Origin of the sequence: Streptomyces sp. NPDC060184 (assembly GCF_042728795.1) — a bacterium.
Classification (GTDB): Bacteria; Actinomycetota; Actinomycetes; order Streptomycetales; family Streptomycetaceae; genus Streptomyces.
In genome coordinates this window covers 1-24,297 of record NZ_JBHWYX010000052.1, presented here as the reverse complement: position 1 = coordinate 24,297, position 24,297 = coordinate 1, and the positions used below count along the sequence as shown (strand labels likewise).

General features: G+C 71.0%; 19 protein-coding genes. 10 read left to right on the top strand and 9 right to left on the bottom strand.

What is annotated here, in order from left to right; translation table 11 throughout:
• The first annotated feature begins 491 nt into the window (after positions 1-491).
• A complete protein-coding gene (locus ACFWEE_RS27745) occupies positions 492-2,519 on the top strand; it encodes a BTAD domain-containing putative transcriptional regulator (protein WP_386893143.1) in 2,028 nt (675 codons plus the stop codon).
• A gap of 152 nt (positions 2,520-2,671) precedes the next feature.
• Here ACFWEE_RS27745 and ACFWEE_RS27740 read toward each other — a convergent pair whose 3' ends face one another.
• Together ACFWEE_RS27740 and ACFWEE_RS27735 are read right to left on the bottom strand one after the other, a co-directional pair.
• Positions 2,672-4,219, bottom strand: a complete 1,548-nt coding sequence (locus ACFWEE_RS27740) for an MFS transporter (protein ID WP_386893141.1) — start codon at positions 4,217-4,219, stop codon at positions 2,672-2,674.
• Positions 4,220-4,337: 118 nt separating this feature from the next.
• Entirely contained in the window at positions 4,338-5,342 is a 1,005-nt protein-coding gene (locus tag ACFWEE_RS27735) for an Lrp/AsnC family transcriptional regulator (RefSeq protein ID WP_386893140.1), read from the bottom strand.
• Between the two features lie 254 nt (positions 5,343-5,596).
• Here ACFWEE_RS27735 and ACFWEE_RS27730 point away from each other — a divergent pair, with 254 nt between their 5' ends.
• Positions 5,597-7,363 (top strand): ABC transporter ATP-binding protein, encoded by a 1,767-nt coding sequence (locus ACFWEE_RS27730; protein ID WP_386893138.1) that lies wholly within the window; start codon positions 5,597-5,599, stop codon positions 7,361-7,363.
• A complete protein-coding gene (locus ACFWEE_RS27725; RefSeq protein ID WP_386893136.1) occupies positions 7,360-9,075 on the top strand; it encodes an ABC transporter ATP-binding protein in 1,716 nt (571 codons plus the stop codon). The genes ACFWEE_RS27730 and ACFWEE_RS27725 overlap by 4 nt, the downstream gene beginning before the upstream one ends.
• 140 nt (positions 9,076-9,215) lie before the next feature.
• Here ACFWEE_RS27725 and ACFWEE_RS27720 read toward each other — a convergent pair whose 3' ends face one another.
• Positions 9,216-10,466: an MFS transporter gene (locus tag ACFWEE_RS27720; protein WP_386893135.1), complete on the bottom strand. Its 1,251-nt coding sequence runs from the start codon at positions 10,464-10,466 to the stop codon at positions 9,216-9,218.
• A 97-nt stretch (positions 10,467-10,563) separates the two neighbouring features.
• On the bottom strand, positions 10,564-11,016 hold the full coding sequence (locus tag ACFWEE_RS27715) for a flavodoxin family protein (RefSeq protein WP_386893133.1): 453 nt from the start codon (positions 11,014-11,016) through the stop codon (positions 10,564-10,566).
• A 129-nt stretch (positions 11,017-11,145) separates the two neighbouring features.
• On the opposite strand from ACFWEE_RS27715, the gene ACFWEE_RS27710 reads away from it, so the two are divergent.
• A complete protein-coding gene (locus ACFWEE_RS27710; protein ID WP_386893132.1) occupies positions 11,146-11,721 on the top strand; it encodes a hypothetical protein in 576 nt (191 codons plus the stop codon).
• 91 nt (positions 11,722-11,812) lie between these two features.
• Here the strand turns inward: ACFWEE_RS27710 and ACFWEE_RS27705 are convergent, their stop codons facing one another.
• The 4 genes from ACFWEE_RS27705 to ACFWEE_RS27690 all read right to left on the bottom strand — a co-directional run bounded on the left by ACFWEE_RS27705 (position 11,813) and on the right by ACFWEE_RS27690 (position 14,740).
• A complete protein-coding gene (locus ACFWEE_RS27705; protein WP_386893130.1) occupies positions 11,813-12,550 on the bottom strand; it encodes a DUF4328 domain-containing protein in 738 nt (245 codons plus the stop codon).
• Positions 12,551-12,659: 109 nt separating this feature from the next.
• Complete coding sequence (locus tag ACFWEE_RS27700) at positions 12,660-13,718, bottom strand: VWA domain-containing protein (protein ID WP_386893129.1); 1,059 nt, start codon at positions 13,716-13,718, stop codon at positions 12,660-12,662.
• Positions 13,719-13,901: 183 nt separating this feature from the next.
• Entirely contained in the window at positions 13,902-14,174 is a 273-nt protein-coding gene (locus tag ACFWEE_RS27695) for a hypothetical protein (RefSeq protein ID WP_386893128.1), read from the bottom strand.
• A gap of 62 nt (positions 14,175-14,236) precedes the next feature.
• Positions 14,237-14,740, bottom strand: coding sequence for a GNAT family N-acetyltransferase (locus ACFWEE_RS27690; protein ID WP_386893126.1), 504 nt, complete (start codon positions 14,738-14,740; stop codon positions 14,237-14,239).
• A gap of 214 nt (positions 14,741-14,954) precedes the next feature.
• Between ACFWEE_RS27690 and ACFWEE_RS27685 the strand changes: the two genes are divergently transcribed.
• Both ACFWEE_RS27685 and ACFWEE_RS27680 read left to right on the top strand, forming a co-directional pair.
• Positions 14,955-15,332 (top strand): VOC family protein, encoded by a 378-nt coding sequence (locus ACFWEE_RS27685; RefSeq protein WP_386893124.1) that lies wholly within the window; start codon positions 14,955-14,957, stop codon positions 15,330-15,332.
• A gap of 217 nt (positions 15,333-15,549) precedes the next feature.
• A complete protein-coding gene (locus ACFWEE_RS27680) occupies positions 15,550-17,511 on the top strand; it encodes a discoidin domain-containing protein (protein ID WP_386893123.1) in 1,962 nt (653 codons plus the stop codon).
• A 33-nt stretch (positions 17,512-17,544) separates the two neighbouring features.
• Here ACFWEE_RS27680 and ACFWEE_RS27675 read toward each other — a convergent pair whose 3' ends face one another.
• A complete protein-coding gene (locus ACFWEE_RS27675) occupies positions 17,545-18,573 on the bottom strand; it encodes a LacI family DNA-binding transcriptional regulator (protein WP_386893121.1) in 1,029 nt (342 codons plus the stop codon).
• 140 nt (positions 18,574-18,713) lie between these two features.
• Between ACFWEE_RS27675 and ACFWEE_RS27670 the strand changes: the two genes are divergently transcribed.
• The 4 genes from ACFWEE_RS27670 to ACFWEE_RS27655 are packed head-to-tail and all read left to right on the top strand — an operon-like array spanning position 18,714 to position 24,213.
• Entirely contained in the window at positions 18,714-20,015 is a 1,302-nt protein-coding gene (locus tag ACFWEE_RS27670) for an ABC transporter substrate-binding protein (protein WP_386893119.1), read from the top strand.
• A gap of 33 nt (positions 20,016-20,048) precedes the next feature.
• On the top strand, positions 20,049-20,999 hold the full coding sequence (locus tag ACFWEE_RS27665) for a carbohydrate ABC transporter permease (RefSeq protein ID WP_386893117.1): 951 nt from the start codon (positions 20,049-20,051) through the stop codon (positions 20,997-20,999).
• Positions 20,996-21,817 (top strand): carbohydrate ABC transporter permease, encoded by an 822-nt coding sequence (locus ACFWEE_RS27660; RefSeq protein WP_386893115.1) that lies wholly within the window; start codon positions 20,996-20,998, stop codon positions 21,815-21,817. The genes ACFWEE_RS27665 and ACFWEE_RS27660 overlap by 4 nt, the downstream gene beginning before the upstream one ends.
• Positions 21,814-24,213 (top strand): glycoside hydrolase family 3 N-terminal domain-containing protein, encoded by a 2,400-nt coding sequence (locus tag ACFWEE_RS27655; protein ID WP_386893113.1) that lies wholly within the window; start codon positions 21,814-21,816, stop codon positions 24,211-24,213. Before ACFWEE_RS27660 ends, ACFWEE_RS27655 begins: the two co-directional genes overlap by 4 nt.
• The last annotated feature ends 84 nt before the right edge of the window (positions 24,214-24,297 follow it).

Sequence of the window (24,297 nt, the reverse complement as noted above, 5' to 3'; positions counted from 1 at the left end):
GCGGACAGGGGGCGCCGGCACCGGCCCGTCTCAGGTCGACCGGCGGTGAACAGGCAGCGAACACCGTCCGATCCGCGGCGGACGGAGCACCCCGCTCAAGGTCGTCACGACCGCGCCCGACGTCGACGACGTCACCCGGATCTGGCCTGTACACGGCACGCACGCGGCCCCGGCGGCCCCGCCGACGACCAGAGGTGCTACGAGCTCCGAGAAGCGTCCCGGGGAGTTGAGGGTCCCGGCGGTGGACCGAGCGTCGGCGCATATCTCAGGCGGCGGGATGAGAAACACCCGCCAGGTAAACCCACCGGATCACATGTGGAAATGGGGGTCTGGAGACGATCTCCGGCTGGTAGCGTCTGGCCCGTGCCCTCGGCCTCATGGCACCGAAGCGTTTCGACTTATCCGGACCGTGCACACGCAAGGGGGTAAGGGTGGAATTCTATGTTCTCGGACCTGTCGGAATAAGACAGGCGGGGCGGGACCTCACGCCGATGGCGGAGAAACCGAAGACGGTACTCGCCGCGCTTCTCCTGGCCGGCAACCGCGTCGTCTCCGACGCGTACTTGCGCGAGGTCACCTGGGGGCCGACGCCGCCCGCCACGGTCGACCAGCAGCTCTTCACCTATGTCTCACGGCTGCGCAAACTGCTGTCTCCCGGAGCGACCATCCTGCGCCGTCGGCCGGGCTATCAGCTCGTGCGAACCGACGCGGGCCTGGACCACGCCGAGTTCGGGCGCCTGGCCGGTCTCGGCTACGACGCGTTGAAGGCGCACCGCCACGCCGAGGCCGCCGAGCACCTGGCCATGGCACTCGCGCTGTGGCACGGCCCCACGCTCGCCGGCGTGACGGAACACCTGACCCGGGTCGAACTCCCCCGGCTCGAAGAAGCGCGCATGGCCGCACTGGAGGGCCGTGTCGCCGCCGACCTCGCTCTCGGCCGCCACGACGCGCTCGTGTCCGAACTCGTCGGCCTGGTGGAGGCCCACCCTCTGCGGGAGCGGCTGCGGGCCCAGTTGATGACCGTGCTCTACCGCGTCGGGCGGCAGGCCGACGCCCTGGCCGAGTACCAGCGCGGACGAAGGATTCTCGCCGAGGAACTGGGCATCGAACCCAGTTCGGCGCTCGCCGACGTCTTCCAGTCCATCCTGTCCGGGGACATGGGACTCACCGCCCTTCCCCAGGAGATCCGCGTCCAGGCCCGGCCGAGGGTGCGGCCGGCCATGCTGCCTCCGGGCGTCGCCGACTTCACGGGACGCGAGCCCCAGTTGCGCGAGTTGTCCGGCCTGCTGCGCGACGACCGTGCCGGGCCGGCGCCGGTCGTGGTCACCGGCGCCGCCGGCGTGGGCAAGAGCGCCCTGGCCGTGCGCGCCGGACGCCGGTGCCTCGATGCCTTCCCCGACGGCCAGTTATACGCAGACCTGGACGGGTCGCAGGACCGCCCGAGGGATCCCTTCGACGTGCTCGAATGGTTCCTGCAGACGCTCTGCGAGCCCAGGACGCCGATCCCCGGGACGCTGGAGGCACGCACCCAGCTCTACCGCAGTGTGCTCGCCTCGCACCGTGTCCTGATCGTCCTGGACAACGCCCACTACGAGCGGCAGGTACGGCCGCTGCTTCCGGGAGCCGGGGGCAGCCGGGTGGTCGTGACGACCCGGTCGCGTTTCACGGCCCTCGAGGGTGCGCGGTCGCTGGAACTGAACGTCTTCGAACGGCCCGAGGCACTCGGCCTCCTGTCCCGCGTGGTCGGCTCCGGGCGGGTCGCGGCGGAGCACGAGGCGGCCGACTCGCTGGTGGCCCAATGCGGCCGGCTGCCGATCGCGGTCCGTGTGGTGGCCGGCCGGCTGGCCGCCAAACCCCATTGGCCGCTGGCCGAGATGGTACGCAGGCTGGCCGACGGCGACCGGCGACCGCTCGACGAACTGCGCCTCGCCGACATCGACGTGCGGGCCTCGCTGCGCACGAGCTACCTGCATCTTGCCGCCGAGGCCAGGACGGCACTGTGGCGGCTGTCGCTGCTCCACACCGCGGAGATACCCGGCTGGCTGGCGGTCGTCGTACTGGAGACCGACAGGGAGGAGGCGGAAGACCTCCTCGAGTCCCTGGTCGACGCCCGGCTGCTGGAGGTGTGCGACACCGATCGCGCGGAACGGCTGCGCTATCGGATGCCACCCGTGATCCGCCTGTTCGCGCACGAGTGCGCGCTGGCCGAGAGCACCACCGCCGAACGTCGCCGAACCGTCGACCTGGCGCTCACCGCGTGGCTGACGCGGGCCCGCGCCGCCGTCCGCGGCTTGGCCGACGGGCGTCAGGCAACCGCGGGCAACGCCCTGCTCTGGTTCGACACGGAGAAGAGCGGGCTCGTCTCGGCGTTCCGGCAGGCCGTCGCCGACAGGCACGACACCACCGCCCGCTCGCTCGCCCGTACCCTCACCGAACTGCGCGGACTCAGTGGTGCGGCGGCCGGCCGCGGCGCCGCGCTGCAAGGCTTCACCCCGCCTCAGACCCTGGCCCCGGTCTGAGGCGCCGCGGAACGGTACGAGGCGGAGAACCGATCCCCGGTGCGGCAGCCCTGTGAGGCGCACGGCACCGGGGGACGCGGTCGGTGACGACGAGCGCCCGGGGGGACGGACCGCTCGACCCGGCACCGACCGCGTGTCCGGTCGGACCGCCGTCACGTCGTGGCGTCGGCCCGCGCCTCCCGCGCCGGTGCGCCCCCGCCGGTCTGCGCCACCCGTCCCCCGGCGCCGCCCGAAGGCAGGCGGACCATCAGGAAGGCGATCACCGAGGCCACGGCCCCGAGGGCGGCGGCCACCCAGAGCATGAGGTTCAGGCCGGACGCGAACGCCTCGCGCACCAGATGCTCCATTCCCTCGCGCGCACCGGCCGAGGACCCCGAGATGACCGACTGGGCCTGTCCGCCACTGAGCGCGACGGCCGTCTCGTGCGCGTGGGGCACCTGGCCGTCGTCCCGGAGCACGCTCTCGATCCGGGACTGGAAGATCGCGCCGAACACCGCGATGCCCAGCGCGAAGCCCAGCTGCCGGAACGTGTTGACCGCGCCGCCGGCCATGCCTCCGCGCTCGGGCGGCACGGAGGCCAGCGCCGCCGCCGCCAGGCTCGGCGTCACCAGGCCGACGCCCATGCCGGACACGACGAGCCCGGCCAGGAGGGTACCGGCCGAGGATCCCGCGTCGAGCATCGCCTGGAGCGCGGAGCCGAGACCGATCAGTGCCAGCCCTCCTCCCATGGACGTCCGGGCCGGGAACGGGCCGAACTTGCCCGCCAGCGTCGACACCAGGAACGCGGCACCGCACATGGGCAGGATGCAGAGGCCCGCCTTGACGGGCCCGTAGCCCAGGACCGTCTGCATCCACAGCGACTCGAACAGCAGGTAGGCGAACGCCGCGCCCTGGAGGATCAGTCCGCTGAGCATGATGCCGGTGAACGTCGGCCGGCGGAACAGGGACAGGTCGAGGATCGGGTGCTCGTGCCTCGACTCGACCACGAGGAAGAGCGCCAGCGCGACCACCGCGAGCACGAACATGCCGAGCGTGAGGGGCACGCCCCAGCCGTCGGAGTGGGCGTGGATCAACGCGAAGGTGAGCGCGCCGCTCGCCACGGTGAAGGTGAGGGTGCCGAGGACGTCCGCGCGCTGCCTGCCCGGGGACTTCGCCTCGCGCACGACCCGCACGGTCATCAGGACGGCGATCAGGCAGACCGGCAGGTTGACGAAGAAGATCCAGCGCCAGTCCAGGTATTCGGTGAGCAGACCGCCGACCACCGGACCGGCCGCCGCCGCGACGGCGTTGGTGGCACCCCACACGGCGAAGGCCACACCACGTTCCCGGCCGCCGTAGTGCATGCCCAGCAGGGCGATCGTCGTACCGAACATGCCGGCGGCACCGAGCCCCTGGACCGCCCTGGCCGCGATCAGCACCTCGGCGTTCGGGGCGATCGCGCACACCAGCGAGGCCGCCGTGAAGACGATCAGTCCGCCGAGGTAGACCTTCCTGCGGCCGATCCGGTCGGCGGAGGAACCCACCCCGAGCAACAGGGCCGCCAGGGCCAGGGCGTAGACGTCGACGACCCACTCGAGGTCGGCGAGGGTGGTGTCGAGATCCTTCGCCATGTCGGGCAGCGCCACGGTCACGATCGTGACGTCCACCAGCAGCATGAAGGTTCCCAGGCTGATCGCTGCCAAGGGCCACCACTTACGCATACGAGCTCCTTCCACATCCGAGAGCCCACGGGCCCGTTCGACGGCCCCCAGCTTCCGGGCGCGGCGCCCCTCCGCCCTCGTACGGCGAGCGAAGTGACGGAAACCGACAACGGGGCGACTAACGTGAAGGAAAAAGCGGGCTCCTCGTCGGAACGAGACGTCCTGACCGTTTGATCGACTGGAGCACCGGTGCGGTCTCCACATGGTTCACGGTCTTCAGCGCGCCGATCCGCGTGCTCAGGTAGTCGTAGAACCCGTCGATGTCCCGGAACACGCCGATCGCCACCAGATTCGACGGCCCGGAGGTGGCTGCCGTGAAGCTCACTTCGGGGTGCTGGGACAGCTCTTCGCCGACGCTCACCAGATCCGCCGGCGGCACCGTGAGCCAGAACATGACCTCGGTCTCGTACCCGAGGAGCGCCGAGTCGATCTCGACGTCGAAGAACAGCGCCCCCATCTCGCGCAGGTACTCCATCCGACGCCTGACCGTCGACTCCGACCAGCCCGTGGCGGTGGCCAGTTCGGCGTGACCGGCCCGGCCGTCCGAGGCGAGTACGGCGAACAGGTCGCTGTCGCCCTCGCGCATCCGCACGCGCACCCCCTTCGGCGGCGGCTCGGGCAGCCGGGGCCGCAGCAGATCGGCCTGCCCGGCGGTCAGGGCCCGGGTCCTGCCGTGCCAGCCCGTGGGCCCCCCGAAGAAGGTGTGCAGGAGGTAGTGCGCGGATATGTCGACCACGCGGGGGGTACGCGGGAGCCTCTGGAGCAGCAGCGACGCGCCGTCCGCACGGCGCGTGGCACGGGTGAGACACACGATCTCCGTGCCGCCGGCGGTGAGACTCACCCAGGTGGTGTCGTCCCGTCGCGCCAGCGCGGCGGCGACGCTGCCCGACGTGTCCGGGGTGCAGCGGACCCGCAGGAGCCATTCGATGTGACCGAAGCGAGCGGCGTCGGGCAGTCCCAGCACCCGCATCGCGCCGCTCCCACGCAGCCGGCGATAGCGGCGTGCCACGGTTTGGTCGGAGACGCCCAGGACCTCGGCGACATGCTTCAGCGGTGCTCGCCCGTCGAGCTGAAGGGCGTGCACGAGGCGGAGATCCAGCTCGTCCAGATCATGGAATTCCATCTGCGGAAGGCTAGTTGACGTCGCTATCCGGCACGAGGGGGCAGTTGTCTGGCGTCTTCCCGCGAAGTCGGCGAACATCGCGGGGCACGTGGCACCGACGGGGCGGGGCCGCCCCGGGCGCCCGCAGCCGTTTTCGTCAGCACCCGAAAGCGTTTCAAGAAGAAGAGGGGAGCCCGATGAGCGCGATCGACCCCGCGGAGGCGCTGGAGCGGTCCACACCGTTACCGGATGCCGGTCCCGCTGCGGAACAGAGCATGACCACGAAGCAGCTGCTGCGCCCGTACACCCGGAGCTTCGCGACCGTGGTGGTCCTTCAGGTCGTCGGCGCCCTCGCGGGGCTGGCGCCGCTGCTGGCCGTCGTCGAACTGGGGCGGACCCTGCTGTCCTCCGGCCCGATCGACCACGACCACGTCTGGAACGTCGTGATCGCCGGTGCGGTGGGCCTGTTCGTCCGTCTGCTGCTCACGGCCACGTCGTCCGCCCTCGGGCATGTCCTGGACGGACGGGTGCAACTGGCGTTTCGCCGACGACTCGCCGAGCAGCTGGGGCGCGTGCCGATCGGCTGGTTCTCCCGCCGCCGGACCGGTGAACTGGCCAAGGTGGTCGGCGAGGACGTGAGTGCCGTGCACCCGCTCATCGCCCACGCCCCCGCCGAGCTCACCGCCGCTTTCGTGGTCCCCCTGGCGTCGCTGGTCTACCTGTTCTCCATCGACTGGCGGCTCACCCTGATCACCCTGGTGCCGGTGGTGGCCGCCGTGGCCCTGGTCCCCCTGATGGAGACCCCGGCCCGAAAACGCGAACAGCAGGAGTTCGACGGGGGCATGGGACGGATCTCGAGTTCCGTCGTCGAGTTCGTGCAGGGCATCGCGGTGGTGAAGGCCTTCGGCGGTTCCCGGCGCGCCCACCGTACGTTCCTGACGGCCGCGGACGATTTCGGCGCCATCTTCTACCGGTGGGTGCGCGGTATCGCCAGGATCGGCGCCGTGATCCAGATGGTGCTGTCGCCTCCGTTCGTGCTGCTGGTCGTCCTGCTCGGCGGTACGCCCCTCATCACGAGCGGCAGTCTGGCCCCGGCCGACCTCCTGCCTTTCCTGCTGCTCGGACTGGGCCTGACCGCCCCGATCGGAGCCCTCAGCCACGGCTTCGACGACCTCCAGGGGGCCGGACGCGCACTCGGCCGGATCAAGGAGGTGCTCCGGGAGGAGCCGCTGGCGGAGCCCGCGCACCCCGGCGAACCGCAGGGGCACCGGGTCGAACTGCGCGACGTCCGGTTCGGATACGACGACGATCACGAGGTACTGCGGGGAATCGACCTGGTACTCGAACCCGGTACGGTCACCGCGCTCGTCGGGCCGTCGGGAAGCGGGAAATCCACGCTCGTCCAGCTGCTGCCACGGTTCTTCGACCCGACCCGGGGCTCGGTCGTCCTGGGCGGTGTCGACCTGCGCGAACTCGGCAGCCGGGAGCTCTACCGGACCGTCTCCTTCGTCTTCCAGGACGTTCGCCTGCTGCGCGCGACGATCGCGGAGAACATCGCGCTGGCCGTCCCCCACGCCGACCCCGACGCCGTGGTACGCGCCGCGAAACTGGCGAACATCCACGAACGCATTCTCGAACTGCCCGGCGCCTACGAGTCGGTGATCGGCCAGGACACCGTGTTGTCGGGTGGCGAGGCACAGCGGATCGCGATCGCACGCGCGCTGCTCGCCGACACTCCGGTGCTCGTTCTCGACGAGGCCACCGCCTTCGCCGATCCGCAGACCGAGCAGGCGGTGCGCCGTGCGCTGGCGACGCTCCAGGGCGACCGGACGGTGCTGGTCATCGCCCACCGGCTGGAGACGGTCGCCGACGCCGACACCGTCGTGATGCTCGAGAACGGGCAGATCGTCGAGCGCGGCCGGCCCGCCGAACTGCTCGCGCGGGGCGGCAGTTTCGCCGCGTTCTGGCAATCCCACCGCTCTGCGGTGAGCGACGGGTCCGACATCCACGGTGGCGTACTGCAAGGAGACGAACGTCGATGATTCGACTGCTGCTGGGCGTGCTGGGACGCGAGTACGCGGGCCCGTTGCGCCGCACCCTGGCCCTGATGGCGACGACCGCGGTCGTGGAGGGTCTGTCCTACGCCCTGCTCGTCCCCGTCCTGCGGGAACTGTTCGGCACCACGCCCGGCGACGCCTGGCCCTGGCTGATCGGCTTCGGGGCCTCGGTCGCCGTCTACGGGGTGCTGCGCTACCTCAGCGACCTGTCCGGGTTCCTGGTCGCGGCCGGGATGCTGCGTGGCCTGTACCACCGGTTCGGCGATCACCTGGCGAAACTGCCGATCGGCTGGTACAGCGCCGGCCGTCTGGGCGAGGTGTCGGTGCTGGCCAGTCGCGGCGTACTCCAGGCGATGGGCGTGATCGCGCATCTGCTCGGACCGTTCGTCTCGGCATCGGTGACCCCCCTGACGATCGTCGCCGTGATGTTCGCCTGCGACTGGCAGCTGGGTCTGGCCGCGCTGGCCGCCGCACCCGTCGTGGCGGCGATCCAGATCTGGACGGGCCGCGCGATGGCCGCCGGCGACGCGGAGCGCACCGAGCGCGACCACGAGGCCACTGGGCGGGTCATCGAATTCCTGCAGGCCCAGCCCGTGCTGCGGGCCGGCGGCCGGACCGACGAGCGCTTCCGGCTGCTGGACGACGCACTGCGGGGGGTGCAGCGGGCGTCCCGACGGGCCACGGTGTCGTCACTGCCCGGCACCCTGGGCCTGACGCTCACCGTGCAGGCGATGTTCACCGGACTGCTGGTCCTCGGTGCCTACCTCGCGCTCGGAGGAGACGTCGGGGTGGCGGAGGTGCTGACGATCCTGGTGCTGGCGGCCCGCTGCGCGGATCCACTGCTGTCGCTGTCGGAGACCGGCGGAAAGCTCCGCGGCGCACGCTCCGTACTGGCGGGACTCGACGCGGTGTTGCGCGCCGAGCCGCTGCCCGAGGCGACCGACCCGATCCGGCCGGTGAGCCACGAGCTGGATCTGGAGTCCGTCGTGTTCCGGCACGGCGACCGCACGGTCCTCGACGAGATGTCGCTGTCCGTACCGCAGGGCCAGCGGCTCGCCGTCGTCGGACCGTCGGGCACGGGCAAGTCCACTCTGCTCCAACTGCTCGCGCGGTTCTACGACGTCGACGCCGGCGTGGTGCGCGTGGGCGGTGTGGACGTGCGCTCCATCGACCCGGACGTGTTGATGGAGCAGATCTCCATCGTCTTCCAGAACGTGTACCTCTTCGACGGCACGATCGAGGAGAACATCCGTCTCGGCCGCCCCGACGCCGAGGAGTCCGAGGTGCGGGCGGCGGCGACGGCGGCAAGGCTGGACGAGGTGATCGAGCGACTGCCAGGCGGCTGGGCGGCGCATGTCGGTGAGGGCGGTGCGCTCCTGTCGGGCGGTGAACGCCAGCGGGTCTCGATCGCGCGCGCCCTGCTGAAGAACGCGCCCATCGTGCTGCTGGACGAGGTGACCTCCGCGCTCGACCCGGTGAACGAGGCAGCCGTCCACGAGGGCATCGAGCGCCTGATGGCGGGCCGGACGGTGGTGATGGTGGCGCACCGGATGCGGACCGTCCAGCGTGCCGACCGGGTCGTCTTCCTGGAGGGCGGCCGGATCGTGGAAGAAGGCAGCCATGACGAACTACTGCGTCGCGGTGGCCGTTACGCCGACTTCTGGAGCATCTCCATGGCGGCCGTGACCGGGAAGTGAGCCGGCGCACACGCGGTCCTGGGGCGAAGGGGTGGTCGTGCCGGCTGATCCGCCGGCACGACCCGTGGCGGGGTCGTACGGGACCCGGTGCTCCTTCCGGTGGGCCGGCCCGCCGTCCGCGCTCACGCGGCGGATTCCGCTCAGGCGGTCCGGCGGGGCTGGAGCACTCCGGAGAGGAGGACCGTGAGCAGTCCGGCCAGGGGGACCACCAGCAGGCCGATCCTCAGGCTCGTGGCGTCGGCGACCAGGCCGACGACCGGCGGGGAGACCAGGAAGCCCAGGCGCATGAGCCAGGAGACGATCGTCAGCCCGGACCCGGGCTTGAGGCCCGGGAGGCTGTCCGCCTCGTGCATGGCGGCGGGGACCAGGGTCGCCACTCCGAACCCCGCGGCGGCGAAGCCGAGGACGGTTCCGGGCAGCGTGGGCACGGCCAGGGCCAGGCCCATGCCGAGCGCGGCGATCAGGCCGCCGGTGCGGGCCACCGCCCGCTGGCCGAAGCGGTCCACGAGCCGGTCGCCGATGATGCGGCCGACGAACTGGGCGCCGACCAGGGCGATGTAGCCGGTCGCGGCGAGCGTCGCCGAGGCACGCAGGGAGTCGGAGAGGTAGAGCGCGGCCCAGGAGTTGCCGGCGTCCTCCACGAGGGTTCCGGCGGTCGCGATGAGGACGAGGGCGGCCAGTACGTACGCGGTGCCGCGTCGGGCGGTGAACGAGGGGCGGGCCGGCTCGGGCGCCAGACCGGCGGGAGCGGGCCCGGCGTCCGGGTGTTCGTTGTCCGGGCGTTCGTCGCCCAGGCTTTCGTCGTCCGGTCCGGGCAGGCAGTAGCGCAGGGCGACGAGAGCGGCGGCGACGAACACGAGGCCCGACACGGTCAGGTGCTGACCTCGCGTGAGGTCGAGCGCCATGGCGCCCGCGGCCATGAGGCCACCGGCGACGGCGCCGATCGACCAGATCGCGTGGAAGGAGTTGATGATGGACCGCCCGTAGCGGCGCTGTACGCGCAGGCCGTGCGCGTTCTGCGCGACGTCCGTGACCGCGTCCATCGCCCCGGCCAGGAAGAGCGCCGCCGCGAACAGCGGTACGGCGCCCGCGAGACCGGCGGCGAGGACGCCCGCGCCGGTCAGCAGTGTGCCGGCGACCGCGACGCGGGCCGAGCCGAACCTGCGGAGGAGCGCTCCGGCCGCCGGTCCGGCCACCAGGGCGCCGGTGGGGAAGGCCGCCACGGCCAGGCCGTAGACGGCGTTGGTCATGCCGAGTTCGGCCTTGATCTGCGGATACCTCGGCAGGAGGTTGGCGAAGAGGGCCCCGTTGGTCAGGAACAGTACGGCGACGGCCGCACGGGCCCGCCGATCTGCGACGGGAGGGCGAACCGGTATGGCGTCGACAGTCATAGGGTGACCCTAACGCCCAAGCGTACGAACGTACACCTCGTGGCGGTCCTCCCTGCCCCGGGCGCCAGGGGCCCCCGCCTCCGGCGCCGCCGCGACGTCAGGGCATCAGGCCCGCGGCGACGGTCGCTCCCAGTTCCCAGCAGGCTTCGACGTCGGCCTTGGCCGGCTCCCCGGTGACCGTCACGGCGTCCGCCGCACGCCGCCACCCCAGGCCCCTGGTGATCGACTCGATTCCGCGCACGGCGCCGGTGACGTCGTTCCCGCCGTGCACCCAGGAGCCGAAGGGGCGCCCGCGCGTCGCGTCCAGGCACGGGTAGTAGATCTGGTCGAAGAAGTGCTTGAGGGCCCCGGACATGTATCCGAGGTTCGCCGGGGTGCCGAGCAGGACGCCGTCGGCGGCGAGCACGTCGGACGCGGTCGCGGAGAGGGCCGCGCGCCGTACGACGCGGACGTCCTCGATGCCGTCGGCCGACGCCCCGGAGACGACGGCTTCGAAGAGTGCCTGGCAGTTCGGCGAGGGTGTGTGATGGACGATCAGCAAGGTGGCCACAGCCCCGCACCCTGCCCTTTGCCGCCGTCCGGCCGCAAGCGGGGCGCGCCGCCACCCGGTACGCGTACGCCCCGAAGACACGGCCCGACGGGACGCCGGATCGGGGGCCTCGAAACCTACGCTGGCCGCATGGCCGACGACAGCACCGAGGAACGCCGAGCGCGCCCGGCCGACGCCTCCGCCGGCGCGGCGGGCGGGAGCGCGGCGGGCGGGAGCGCGGAGCACCCCGCCGACCGGCTCAGCTGGCTCAAGGAGCGGCTGTACGCGACGATCACCATGATCTCCGTGGTGATCGGCCTGTCGGCGGCCGAGCACCCCTCCACGACCGGGGCGGCGGCCAGTGTCGCGGCTGCCGCCATCGGCCTCTGGCTGGCGACGCTCGTCGCCGACGAGCAGGCCCACCGGACGGTGCACGGCCGGATCGCCACGCGGGCGGAGCTGCGCCGGATGCTGTGGGTCAGCAGCCCGCTGCTGCTCTCCGCCGTCGGCCCGCTGATCCTGATCGGCGCCGCGGCTCTGGGTGTGATGTACCTGGAGTCGGCGTTGTTCGCGGCGGCCGGGGTCAGCGTGGCCGGTCTGTTCGGCTGGGGCTGGTACGGCGGAGTCCGGCTCGGCAACGGCACCACGGTCGCCCTGCTGGCCGGTGCGCTCGACGCCGCGATCGGACTGGCCGTCGCCCTGGTCAAGGCCACCGCCGGCCACTGACGGCGGACTCGGCCACAGCCCTTGGCCAGGTTCTCCGAGCAGGCGCCCTGCTCCGGGGCCCGAGGTCGGGGCCCCGGAGCAGGGCCCGGGGTCAGATGGCCGGGTAACCCGGCTGGAGCGGGGCGGGGTGGCCGGGCTCCTCGGCGGGACGGCGGTGGAGAGCCGTCAGGCGTATGGCGAAGTACACCGCGGCTGCCGCCGCGACGATGTCCAGGCCGTCGGAGACCGCCGTCCGCAGGGCGGCGCTCCTGATCTCCGTGAGCGGTGCGTCGATGTCGTATTCGCCCGCGAACCGTCCGGCGGCACCCGACAGGAGGAAGAGGCCCCACCACAGCCGCACCGGCCACGGGGACGGGTACCGGGCCGGTTCGGAACCCAGGGTCCGGGTGGCGGCTTCCCACATCTGGAGGGCGATGCGGACGGGCATCCACAGCATCCCGATCGGCACGAACCACGAGCCGATCGCCCAGCCGGGGCCCCGCTCGAACGCGTCCTGGGCCAGGGCCCCGATGTACGTGCGCATCCGGTAGAACCAGATGATGAAGACGACGGCGCAGGCCACGTACGCGAGGACCTGGAACAGTCCGGCGACCGCGTAGAGGGTGTCCGCCGCGTCGAGCTCCTCGGTGGGGACGACGGAGAAGTTCTCGTCGCCGTCGGCCGTGTTCGCCACGTTCAGGTCGGCGAACACGGCGAAGAGGTCGGTGAGCGCCACCACGCCCAGCAGTGCGACGACGGCCTTCAGCAACCCCTCAGGGGCGCGCGGCGGCCGGGGCGGCAGGGCCCCGGGCCAAGCAGGCTGCTGAGCAGGTGCAACGAAATCGGACACGGCAAGGTCCCCCCGGACGCATGAATGAGTAAGTGGCCCGCTTCGAGCGGGCAGAGGGAACGTACGCCCTCACGGAGCGGAACGTCCATTCGATTCGGAGCGAAGAGGCTCAGAGCATGACGAGGAGGCGGGTGTCCGCCTTGAGCTTGCGGTTCACCGAGCGGCTCTGCACGTACACCTCCAGCCGGGGGTTGGTCCCCGCCTTCACGGAGACGGTCCCGCGGACGCCGGTCCCGAAGAGCAGGCCGCGCGCGGCGTCGCCCGTGTACGCGCGGTCGGTGTCCTTCTCGACCACGATGACCTCCTTGTCCGGCTGGACCTGCACCCGGGCGCCCAACTGGTAGTAGCAGGAGCCGCGCTGGTAGGAGACGCCCGGGTGGGAGTCGACGAAGGACCGGATGTCGATCTCCTGGTCGACCTTGAGGAGGCGGTACTTGTCCACCGCGATCGGTTCCAGACTCGCCCGCACCTGGTCCACCGATATGTCCTGCCCCACGGCGAACAGGTTCTTCGTACCCCGCACACCCTGTTCACGGCCGCGGAGGAAGCTGGTGGCGGCGGCGCGCACGGTGCCGATCGCCTCCTCCACGCCCTCCTTGGAGTCGGCGTCCCAGATGGCGATGTTCCCGGCCGGGAAGCCGTAGTTCTGGGCCGTCCGCTTGGCCAGGGAGTTCGGCACGAGGATGGCCGAGGTCCAGTGCCCCGGAAGCCCGCCCATCTTCGCCGAGATCCGGTCGAGCCAGGGCCCGAGGATGGTCATGTCGCCGTCGTGCCGCCGGTCGCCGCCGGAGGCGTTCTCCTCGCCGTCCGTCACCACGATCTGGAGGAAGCTGTGCTCGCCGTACTCCTCCCAGATGTGACCCAGGTCGTCCAGGGACTTCAGCGACGCCTCTATGAGCGCGGTGGCCCCGTTGTTGACCTTGTACAGGCCCCGCATGGACGGCAGATGCTTCACGTCCATGTCCCAGACCAGGTTCTCCACCCGGTGGTCGAAGGAGTAGAGGCTGATCCGCGTCTCGTGGCCGAGGCTGTCCGATTCGGCCTTCAGCCCCGCAACGAACTCGTCCACGACACGGATGAGCTGACCCTGGTGCTGGTACATCGAGCCCGAGCAGTCCACGACCAGCGCGACGTGGTTCACCTTGTGCTGGATCTTGTTTCCGGACACGCTTCCACTCCCCCTTCAAAGGCCCCCGAGCGGCTCCCCGAGTGATGTTCCAACCTTAGGAGGGGGCACTGACAGCGGGGCCGGGCGCCGGACGAGGAGCGCGCGGGTACCGGTGTCCGGCGGGCAGTCGCCCGCCCGGTGTCCGACGGACGGGGGCTCCGCCCGCGTGCGCACGGCAAGGACTCAGACGGACCGGGTCAGCTTCCGGGCGGTGCCGCAGTGCACCGTGCTCGCGTGGCGCCGCAGTTGTACGAGCGTCACGGCGAGCAGTGCGGTGAACACCCCCAGGAGCACGGCCGCGATCACCGCCTGCCGGCCGCCGGTCGCCGCGGGCCCCTCCTCCCGGGTGAGCAGCCCGAGCAGGGAGAGCAGGGCGCCCACCAGGTAGACGGAGCGCACCCGCCGCAACTGCCGCAGCGCGCGGGGGGCCAGGGCCACATGCCTCTTCGATGCCATGGACGGCTCCTGCCCCGAACGGAGGCCCGCAGAACCCGCGTTGGGGGCAGAAGATCCGGAGGTCACGTGGTGCCGAGCCGGATCTGCAGGGCGGGGTAGTGCGGGACCTCGAAGCCGAGGGCCTCGTAGAGGCGTGCCCCGTCCGGGGTCGCGTTGAGGTCGACCATGGTCACCCCGGTCTCCTCGTCGAACCAGCGCAGCAGCGCTTCGGTGCAGGCACGCGCGTATCCCCGCTTGCGGGCGGCGGGTTCGGTACTGACGTTGAAGAGGTGGCCGCGCAGGCCGCTGAGGCTGCGGGGGCCGGGGGCGCGGCGCTCGCAGGCGCCGACGGCGTTGCTGACGACGCCGAGCTCCGGATCGTCCACGACGAAGGCGGCGAACTCGTCCTCCCGTGGGAGCCGTTCGGCGAACCAGTGGGCGGCGGCGTCCCGCCACGGCGCGTCCTCGGGCCCGGTCGGCACCCCCATTCCGGCCATCATCAGCGCGCGGAGCCGTACGAGGGCGGGTACGTCGTCGGCCGTCGCGCGGCGGACTTTCGGAGCGGGGGTGGGGAGTGCGCTCGCCATGACCACCATGGTGCGGACGAACTCCCGGCCCGGCAAGCGGATTGCCCGGTCCGGGTGGGGGCACACGGTGTACGGGCCGCCGGTGGTCGCGGGGTTCGCGATCCGCGGGCAGGCCGCCGCGGGGGCGCGCGGTCCCCAGCGCGTGCGCCTGCGACTCCGTCCGCGTCCGTACGCCGTACCGTCCGCGTCCGTCCACCGCAGAAGGGGTCCTCGCATGGCCGTGCACAAATCCCTGGTCCTCGTCCTCGACAGTGCCGATCCGATGGAACTGGCCGAGTTCTACGCCGGTTTGCTGGGTGCCGAGTCCAGGCCGGGCCGGGGCGACGACTACGTGGAGGTGGTCGGGGAGGCGGGGGTGCATCTGGCGATCCGGCGGGACCCCGGGTACGCGCCGCCGAGTTGGCCCCGTCCGGACGACTCGCAGCAGGCCCATGTGCTCATACGGGTCGGGCGCGAGGACATGGACGCGGCGGAGCGGGAGGCGATCGGTCTCGGTGCCACTCCGGTGGAGGCCAGGAACAACGGCGGCGTCCACGACACGCGGTACTACGCCGATCCGGCCGGACACGGGTTCGCACTGACCGCCGTCTGAAGCGCCGACCGCTGCGTGAAGGCCGTCCCGCACCCGAGGCCCCTCCCGTACGGAACCGCCCGGTCGGCGCCTTCGCGCAGGTCAGCGCCTCGTTCGGCGCAAAAGTGAGGGTGTCCGGCCTGTTCCCTGCGAGGGGGAGGCTGGGCTAAGGTCCCGTCCCGTCCGGTCGGAAAATCTCACCGGGCGCCCTCCGAAACCCGCACGGAGTTCCTTCCTCATGCCCAGAATCTCCAAGGCCGTCCTCGCCGCGACCGGTGTCCTGGTCGCCACCGCACTCGCCGGTCCCGGCGCGACCGCCGCCCAGGCCTCTCCCCCGGGCCACGCCGCCGGCCACGGCGCCGACGCCGGTGCGAGCGCGCAGGTGTGGATCACCACGCCGGACGGCAAGCAGCGCCTGGCCGACGCCGGTACGGCCGCCGTCACCACCACGCCGAGCAGCGCCCCGACCGTGGTGGTCGACCCCAGCCGGACGTACCAGACGATGGCGGGCTTCGGCGCCTCGATCACCGACTCCTCGGCGTCCGTGCTCTCCGGGCTGGCCCCGAAGGCGCGCGATGCCGCCATGCGGTCGCTCTTCGACTCCCGCACCGGGGACGGCCTCAACTACCTGCGTCAGCCCATCGGCGCCTCCGACTTCACCGACGGCCCCGCGTACACGTACGACGACCTGCCGGCGGGCCGGACGGACTACGGCCTGGCGCACTTCTCCATCGCCCACGACAAGAAGCAGATCCTGCCGCTGCTGCGCCAGGCCGAGCGGATCAACCCCGGCATCAAGATCGTGGCGACTCCGTGGAGCCCGCCCGCGTGGATGAAGACCGGCGGTTCCCTGGAGGGCGGGCGCCTGATCGACGACGCCCGCGTCTACCGCGCCTACGCGGCCTACCTGGTGAAGTTCGTCCAGGCCTACCGCGCGGAGGGCGTCGACATCGACACCCTCACGGTCCAGAACGAGCCGCAGAACCGGAACCCGAAGGGCTACCCCGGTACGGACATGCCGTCCTGGCAGGAGGCGAAGGTCATCGAGCAGCTCGGTCCGCTGCTCAAGAAGGCCAAGCTGAAGACGGAGATCCTCGCCTTCGACCACAACTGGTCGGAGCACCCGGACGACACGGTGGGCGCACCGGCGGACGAGGCGGCCGACACCGACGCCTACCCGCAGCAGCTGCTGGGCTCGTCGGCGGCGCGGTACGTCTCGGGCACCGCCTACCACTGCTACTACGGCGACCCGAGCGCGATGACCGCACTGCACGACCGGTTCCCGACGAAGGACATCTACTTCACGGAGTGCTCGGGCAGCCAGTCGTCCGTCCCGGAGAACACCTTCTCGGACACGCTCAAGTGGCACACCCGCAACCTGGTCATCGGCGCGACCCGCAACTGGGCGAAGACGGTCGTCAACTGGAACATCGCGCTCGACCCGGAGGGCGGCCCGCACGCGGGCGGCTGCACCGGGTGCACCGGTGTGCTGACGGTGGCGGAGGACGGTACGGTCACCCGCAACGCCGAGTACTACACCCTCGGCAGCCTCTCGCGCTTCGTCGCCCAGGGTGCCGTGCGCATCGCCAGCACCTCCTTCGGCACCACCGGCTGGAACGGCCAGGTCGAGGACGTCGCCTTCCGCAACCCGGACGGCAGCACCGTGCTGGTCGCCCACAACGAGAGCGACGACCCGCAGACCTTCGCGATCCGTGAGGGCGACCGCTACCTGACGTACACGCTGCCCGGCGGCGCGCTCGCCGACTTCGTCTGGAAGTCCGGCCGCACCTCGGGCACGGGCGGGAAGGCGGTGGACCCGGCCGGCTGGACCGCCACCACCTCCACGGCGGGCACGGCGGCGGACGCCGTCGACGACGACGCCAGCACCCGCTTCTCCTCCGGCGCGGCGCAGGCCCCGGGCCAGTACCTCCAGGTCGACCTGGGCGGCAAGCGGCAGGCGGACCGGGTGGTCTTCGACACCGGCTCCTCCACCGGCGACTACCCGCGCGGCTGGACGGCGTCCGTGAGCACCGACGGCACGCACTGGACCGACGTGGTCACCGACGCCGCGGGCACCGGGCAGTTCACCACCGTCGAACTCCCGCACCGCCAGGTCCGTTACGTCCGGATGACGCTCACCGCCTCCGCGGGCAGCTGGTGGAGCGTGGCGGACGTCCGCGCCTACACCGACGCCCGCTGACCACAGTCCCCCGCTTTCCCGTACGGCCGTTCCTCAAGTGCGAGGGGCGGCCGTACTGTTGCGCACGACCAGGCTGGTGGCGAGCTCCATCCGCGTGGTCATGGGAGCCTCGTCGCGCATCCGCAGCAGCATCTGGACCGACTCCTCGGCCATCTGGCGCAGCGGCTGGTGGACGGTGGTGAGGGCGGGGCTCGACCAGCGGGCGATCGGCACGTCGTCGTACCCGACCACCGAGAGGTCGTGCGGGACGCGCAGTCCGCTGACCCGTGCCGCTTCCAGCACGCCGAGGGCCTGGAGGTCGCTGCCGGCGAAGATCGCGGTGGGCGGGTCGGGCAGGGCGAGCAGCTCCATCGTCCGGTCGTAGCCGCCCTCGACGTGGAAGTCGCCGTAGAGCACCAGGTCGGAGGAGGCCTCCAGGCCGGCCATGCTCATCGCGGAGCGGTAGCCGTCCAGCCGGGCGAGCGAGCAGATCATGTCCTCGGGCCCGGTGATGATGCCGATCCGGCGGTGGCCCAGCTCGATGAGATGGCGCGTCGCGGCGAGGCCGCCGCTCCAGTTCGCCGAGCCCACCGACGGGACGTCCGGTTCGGGGTCGCCGGCCGGGTCGATGATCACGAAGGGGATCGACCGGGACCGCAACTGCTGCTTGAACTCCACCGGCAGTGCCGAGAAGACCAGCACCACACCGAGCGGTCGCCGTTGCAGCACCCCCTCGATCCACTCGGGGCTCGGTGAGTGGCGGGTGCCGCTCTCGGTGAGCACCACGCCCGCCCCGTGAAGCTTGGCGACGTTCTCCACGCCCCTGATCAGCTCCATCGCCCAGATGCTGTCGAGCTCGTGGAAGACCAGCTCGATCAGCGGGGCCTCCCGGGCGGACCGGGTCGTCCGCCGGTAGGAGTGCGTCTCCAGCAGGCGCTCCACCTTGACGCGCGTCGGCGCCGCGACATCCTGTCTGCCGTTGAGCACCTTCGAAACTGTCGAAATGGAGACGCCGGCCTGCTGGGCCACCTGGGCAAGGGTGATGCGGCCCACGTTCTCGTCATCGCGCATGGTGAGAAGCATAGGGCACGAACAATTGGCCAACAGAGATAACAAATCAGCAACTTGGAGCCCGAGGGTTGACCCCTCCAGCCGTCGAGCCCTAGCGTCCCGACGCATGAAGTTTCGGTAATGAAGCCGAAACATTTTCGAAAGGCGAGACCATGACGCGACGCAACCGGCTCCCACGGATCGCTGCCGTCGGCGGGCTGGCGCTGACCATGGCCCTGTCCCTCTCCGCTTGTGGAGGCGACGACTCCGCATCCGGCGGCGACAAGATCCACGTGCTGGTCTACGGGGACGCCACGAACAAGGTGGAGAAGCAGCTCGTCGCCACCTTCAACAAGACGTCGAAGGTCAAGGTGGTCCTGGACACCATCCCGGGCGCCGACTACCAGGCCAAGCTGCAGACGATCATCAACAGCAAGCAGGCGCCGGACGTCTTCTTCAACTGGGGCGGCGGCAGCATCAAGCCCTTCGTGGACGCCGGACTGCTCCTCCCGCTGGACGACTTCATCGCGAAGGACCCCAAGCTCAAGGACAACTTCCTCCCGTCCGTGTTCAACAGCACCGTGGTGGACGGCAAGGCCTACGGCATCCCGATGCGCGGTACGCAGCCGGTGCTGATGTTCAACAACAGCAAGGTGCTCAAGGAGAACGGACTCACGGCCCCCAAGACCTGGGACGAGCTGCTGAACGCCGTGAAGGTCCTCAAGTCGAAGGACATCACCCCGATCGCCCTCGGCGGCGGTGACAAGTGGCCGACGCTGATGTGGTTCGAGTACCTCTTCGACCGCGTCGCCGGCCCGGAGCTCGTGCAGAGCGCGGTCAAGGGCGACAAGGACGTCTGGGCGACCGACGGCAGCAGGGACGCGCTGAACAAGCTCAAGGAGCTCATCGACGCGGGCGCCTTCGGCACCAACTTCGACTCGGTGAAGTTCACCGACGGCGGCTCGCCCGCACTGCTCGCCTCCGGCAAGGCGGCCTTCGAGCTGATGGGTTCGTGGGAGTACTCCACCCTGCAGGACGCCCAGCCGGACTTCGCCAAGAGCGACCTCGACTACAGCGCCTTCCCCACCATCGACGGCGGCAAGGGTGCCCCGACCGACATCGTCGGCAACACCAACAACTTCTACTCCGTGCTGAAGAAGACCAAGCACCCGGAGGAGGTCGCCGAGTTCCTGAAGCTGATGTACTCCGACCAGTTCGTGAAGGCGCAGCTCTCGATCGGCAACCTGCCGACCACGACCAACACCGAAGCGCAGCTGGACACCGCGGCCAGCCCCGACTACGCGCACTTCCAGTACGACCTCGTCAAGAACGCGCCCTCCTTCCAGCTCTCCTGGGACCAGGCGTACCCGCAGACCGCCGGCACGGCCCTGAGCACCGCGGTGCAGCAGTTCTTCAACGGCGGGATCGACGTGGACGGCTTCATCAAGGCGATGCAGGGCCTGCCCACCTCCTGACCGCGCTCCACCATCCGACTTGGAACACCTCTCATGACCACAACTGCCACCGCGGTCCCCGCGGACAGCAAAGGGGTCGAGCGGAGCGGCCGTCGACCCGGCCGCTCCCATGAAGGCGCCAGCCGCCCCGGCTTTGCCTGGGCGGCTCCGGCCGCCGTCTTCTTCGGCCTCTTCGCCATCGTCCCGCTCCTCCTGGTCGTCGTCCTCTCCTTCGCGAGCTGGGACGGGCTCTCCGACCCGGAGTTCGCCGGTCTCGACAACTGGAAGAAGTTGTTCGACGACCCGATCATGATCAAGAGCCTCTGGCTCAGCCTGCTGCTCACCTTCCTGGGTGTCGTCGTGCAGACCCCGCTCTCCATCCTCCTGGGGGTGTGGGCCGCGGGTCACCAGCGCAACCGTGCCGTGCTGTCGGCGATCTACTTCGTCCCGCTGCTGCTCTCCGCCACGGCCGTCTCCGTGCTGTGGCGCGCAGTGCTCGACCCCAACTTCGGTGTCCCCGCGCACGCCGAGTGGCTGTTCGGCGACGGCAACCTGTTCGGCAACCAGAGCACCGCGATCGCGGTCCTGATCTTCGTCGGCACGTGGCAGTTCACCCCGCTGCACACCCTGATCTACCAGGGCGCGGCCCGTTCGGTGCCCCGGGTGCTCTACCAGGCCGCGGAGATCGACGGGGCGGGCCGGTACCGGCAGTTCTTCCACATCACCCTGCCGCAGCTGCGCAACAGCGTCGTCACCTCGATGATCCTGATGGTGGTCGGCGGTCTGACGACGTTCGACACCGTCCTCATCCTCACCCAGGGCGGACCCGGCACGGACACCACCATCAGCGCCTACTACATGTACCAGAAGGCGTTCAAGACCTTCGACTACGGAACGGCCTCGGCCATCGGCGTGATGCTGGTCCTGGTCGCCACGGTCATCTCGCTGGTGATGGTGCGCCTCACGGGCTACGACAAGATGAACAGCACCATGGAGGGCATGTGAGCAGGCGCCGTCCCAATTTCCTCGCCGGCTTCGGCTCCACCGTCTGGCTCCTCGTCGTGGGGCTGCCGCTCTACGTGATGCTCGTCGCGACCTTCCAGAGCCGCGCCGACTACGGGTCCAACGGGCCGTTCGCGCTGCCCGAGCACTTCACGTTCGACAACTACGTCAACGACTTCAACAGCGGGTTCGGGCAGTACTTCCTGAACACCGTGATCGTCACGCTCTCCGTGGTGGCGATCGTGGTGCTGCTGGTGGCGCCGCTGTCGTACGCGATCGTCCGCAGCCGCAGCCGGGTGACCGGCCTGGTGTTCCGGCTCTTCCTGCTGGGTCTCGCCATCCCCTCCCAGGCGGTGATCGTGCCCATGTTCTTCGCGATCAGCGAGGCGGGGCTCTACGACAACCTCATCGGCGTCATCCTGCCGACGGCCGCCTTCGCGATGCCGGTGTGCGCCCTCATCCTCACCGGCGTGATGCGCGACATCACCCCGGAGCTCTACGAGGCCATGACGATGGACGGCGCGACCCACCGGCGCGTCTTCTTCCAGCTGGTGCTGCCGCTCTCCAAGAGCGGGATCTCCACGATCGTCGTCTTCTCCGCCCTCCAGGCGTGGAACGGCTTCCTCTTCCCGCTCGTCCTGACGCAGTCCGCCGGGTCCAAGGTCGTCACCATGGGCCTCTACGACTTCCAGACCGAACACGGGGTCGACATGCCGGCGATGCTCGCGGCTGTCGTGATCTCCATGATCCCCATCCTGCTCGTATATCTGTTCGCCCGCCGAGCCCTGGTCCAGGGGCTGATGGGAGTCGGAGGAAAGTGACCGACCACGTGTCCGTACAGACCGAACCGGCCGAAGAGGTGACGCTCCCGTCGTGGCGGGACCCGTCCCGTTCCCCGGCCGATCGCGCCGACGCCCTGCTCCAGGAGATGACGCTGGAGGAGAAGATCGCCCAGCTCTTCGGAGTCTGGGTGGGCGCCTCCGACGACGGGGCCGAAGTCGCCCCGCACCAGCACGACATGGAGGAGCCGCCGCCGCTGGCCGACCTGCTGCCCGAGGGACTGGGCCAGCTCACCCGCCCGTTCGGTACGGTCCCGGTCGACCCCGCCCTCGGCGCGCTCTCCCTGCTGCGCACCCAGAGCGCGATCACCGCCGCCAACCGCTTCGGCATCCCGGCCGTGGCCCACGAGGAGTGCCTCGCGGGATTCGCCGCCTACGGAGCGACCGCGTACCCCGTGCCGCTCTCCTGGGGCGCGACCTTCGACCCGGCGCTCATCGGCGACATGGCGGGGGCGATCGGCCGCGACATGCGCTCGGTCGGCGTCCACCAGGGGCTCGCCCCGGTGCTCGACGTGGTGCGCGACGCCCGCTGGGGCCGCGTGGAGGAGACCATCGGCGAGGACCCGTACCTCGTCGGCACCATCGCCACGGCCTACATCAAGGGCCTGGAGCAGGCCGGCATCGTCGCCACCCTCAAGCACTTCGCCGGGTACTCCGCGTCCCGCGCGGGCCGCAACCTGGCGCCGGTCGGCATGGGCTCGCGCGAGCGCGCCGACGTCATCCTGCCGCCGTTCGAGATGGCCGTGCGCGAGAGCGGTGTCCGCTCGGTGATGCACGCCTACACCGACACCGACGGCGTTCCGTCCGCCGCCGACAAGGAACTGCTGACCGGACTGCTCAGGGACGTCTGGGGCTTCGACGGCACCGTGGTCGCCGACTACTTCGGCATCGCGTTCCTCAAGACCCTGCACGGTGTGGTCGGGACCTTCGGGGAAGCGGCCGTCGCCGCGCTCCTCGCCGGCGTCGACGTGGAGCTGCCGACCGTCAACACGTTCGGTGAGCCGCTCCGCGCCGCCGTCGCCGAGGGGCTCATCGCAGAGGCCGACATCGACCGCGCCGCCCGCCGGGTCCTCGTGCAGAAGGCGCAGCTCGGTCTGCTGGACGCCGACTGGAACCCGGTGCCCGACGCGCTCGCCGGTGCCGAGCTCGCCCCGGAGACGCTGCGCGGCGCGGTGGTCCTGGACAGCGACACCAACCGCGCCCTGGCCCGCCGCATCGCCGAGCAGGCCATCGTGCTGCTCCGCAACGACGGCATCCTGCCGCTCAAGGGCGAGAACGCCCCCACGCGCATCGCGCTGATCGGCCCCAACGCCGACCTGCCCACCGCGGTGCTCGGCTGCTACTCCTTCCCCGTGCACGTCGGCAGCCAGCACCCGCACCTGCCCGCCGGTGTCGAACTGCCCACCTTGCGCGAGGCGTTGGTGGCGGAGTTCCCCGGCAGCGAGATCGTCACGGTGGCCGGCTGCGGCATCGACGACGACAGCACGGACGGATTCCGCGAGGCGCTGGCCGCCGCGCGCGACGCGGACGTCGTCATCACCGCCCTGGGCGACCGGGCCGGCCTCTTCGGCCGGGGCACCAGCGGCGAGGGCTGCGACGCCGGCTCCCTCACCCTGCCGGGCGTGCAGGGGCAACTGCTCGACGCGCTCCTGGACACCGGCACCCCCGTCGTCGTCACCCTGCTGGCGGGCCGTCCGTACGCGCTCGGCCGCGCGGTGGACGAGGCCGCGGCCGTCGTGCAGACGTTCTTCCCGGGCGAGGAGGGCACCCGTGCCCTCGCCTCGGTGCTGAGCGGGCGGGTCGCCCCGTCCGGGCGGCTTCCGGTCAGCGTGCCGAAGAAGCCGGACGCGCAGCCGTCCACCTACCTCGCGGCCCGGCTGGGCCACGCGAACGAGGTCTCCAACATCGACCCGACGCCCGCGTTCGGTTTCGGCCACGGGCTCACGTACACGACGTTCGAGTGGTCCGGCCTCGCCGTCGCGGCGACCGGGATCCCCACGGACGGCGCGGCCGAACTGGAGTGCACGGTACGGAACACGGGCGACCGCGACGGCGTCGAGGTCGTCCAGCTCTACCTGCACGACCCGGTCGCCTCCGTGGTCCAGCCGGTGCAGCGCCTGGCCGGTTACGTACGGGTCGAGCTCGCCGCGGGCGAGGCCGCCAGGGTGCGCGTGAGCGTCCCCACCGACCTCGCCTCGTTCACCGGCCGCGACGGCGCGCGCGTCGTGGAGCCGGGCGCGCTGGAGCTGCGGCTCAGCGCCTCCACCACGGACCCGCGCCTCACCGCCGAGGTGACGCTCACCGGCCCCGCGCGGAAGGTGGACCACACCCGCCGCCTGCACGCCGCGTGGCAGGTGGAGACGCTCAAGGAGCACTGAGCCCCCGGTGCGGTACCTGCACGGCTGAACAGCTCAACAACCCGACACTCGATGCCGGAGCCCGGTCACCCGTCCTACGGGCTG

Coding starts and splice junctions, on each gene's coding strand:
- ACFWEE_RS27745 (WP_386893143.1), top strand. CDS start 492: ATGGCGGAGAAACCGAAGACGGTACTCGCCGCGCTTCTCCTGGCCGGC.
- ACFWEE_RS27740 (WP_386893141.1), bottom strand. CDS start 4,219: ATGCGTAAGTGGTGGCCCTTGGCAGCGATCAGCCTGGGAACCTTCATG.
- ACFWEE_RS27735 (WP_386893140.1), bottom strand. CDS start 5,342: ATGGAATTCCATGATCTGGACGAGCTGGATCTCCGCCTCGTGCACGCC.
- ACFWEE_RS27730 (WP_386893138.1), top strand. CDS start 5,597: ATGACCACGAAGCAGCTGCTGCGCCCGTACACCCGGAGCTTCGCGACC.
- ACFWEE_RS27725 (WP_386893136.1), top strand. CDS start 7,360: ATGATTCGACTGCTGCTGGGCGTGCTGGGACGCGAGTACGCGGGCCCG.
- ACFWEE_RS27720 (WP_386893135.1), bottom strand. CDS start 10,466: ATGACTGTCGACGCCATACCGGTTCGCCCTCCCGTCGCAGATCGGCGG.
- ACFWEE_RS27710 (WP_386893132.1), top strand. CDS start 11,146: ATGGCCGACGACAGCACCGAGGAACGCCGAGCGCGCCCGGCCGACGCC.
- ACFWEE_RS27695 (WP_386893128.1), bottom strand. CDS start 14,174: ATGGCATCGAAGAGGCATGTGGCCCTGGCCCCCCGCGCGCTGCGGCAG.
- ACFWEE_RS27690 (WP_386893126.1), bottom strand. CDS start 14,740: ATGGCGAGCGCACTCCCCACCCCCGCTCCGAAAGTCCGCCGCGCGACG.
- ACFWEE_RS27685 (WP_386893124.1), top strand. CDS start 14,955: ATGGCCGTGCACAAATCCCTGGTCCTCGTCCTCGACAGTGCCGATCCG.
- ACFWEE_RS27680 (WP_386893123.1), top strand. CDS start 15,550: ATGCCCAGAATCTCCAAGGCCGTCCTCGCCGCGACCGGTGTCCTGGTC.
- ACFWEE_RS27675 (WP_386893121.1), bottom strand. CDS start 18,573: ATGCTTCTCACCATGCGCGATGACGAGAACGTGGGCCGCATCACCCTT.
- ACFWEE_RS27670 (WP_386893119.1), top strand. CDS start 18,714: ATGACGCGACGCAACCGGCTCCCACGGATCGCTGCCGTCGGCGGGCTG.
- ACFWEE_RS27665 (WP_386893117.1), top strand. CDS start 20,049: ATGACCACAACTGCCACCGCGGTCCCCGCGGACAGCAAAGGGGTCGAG.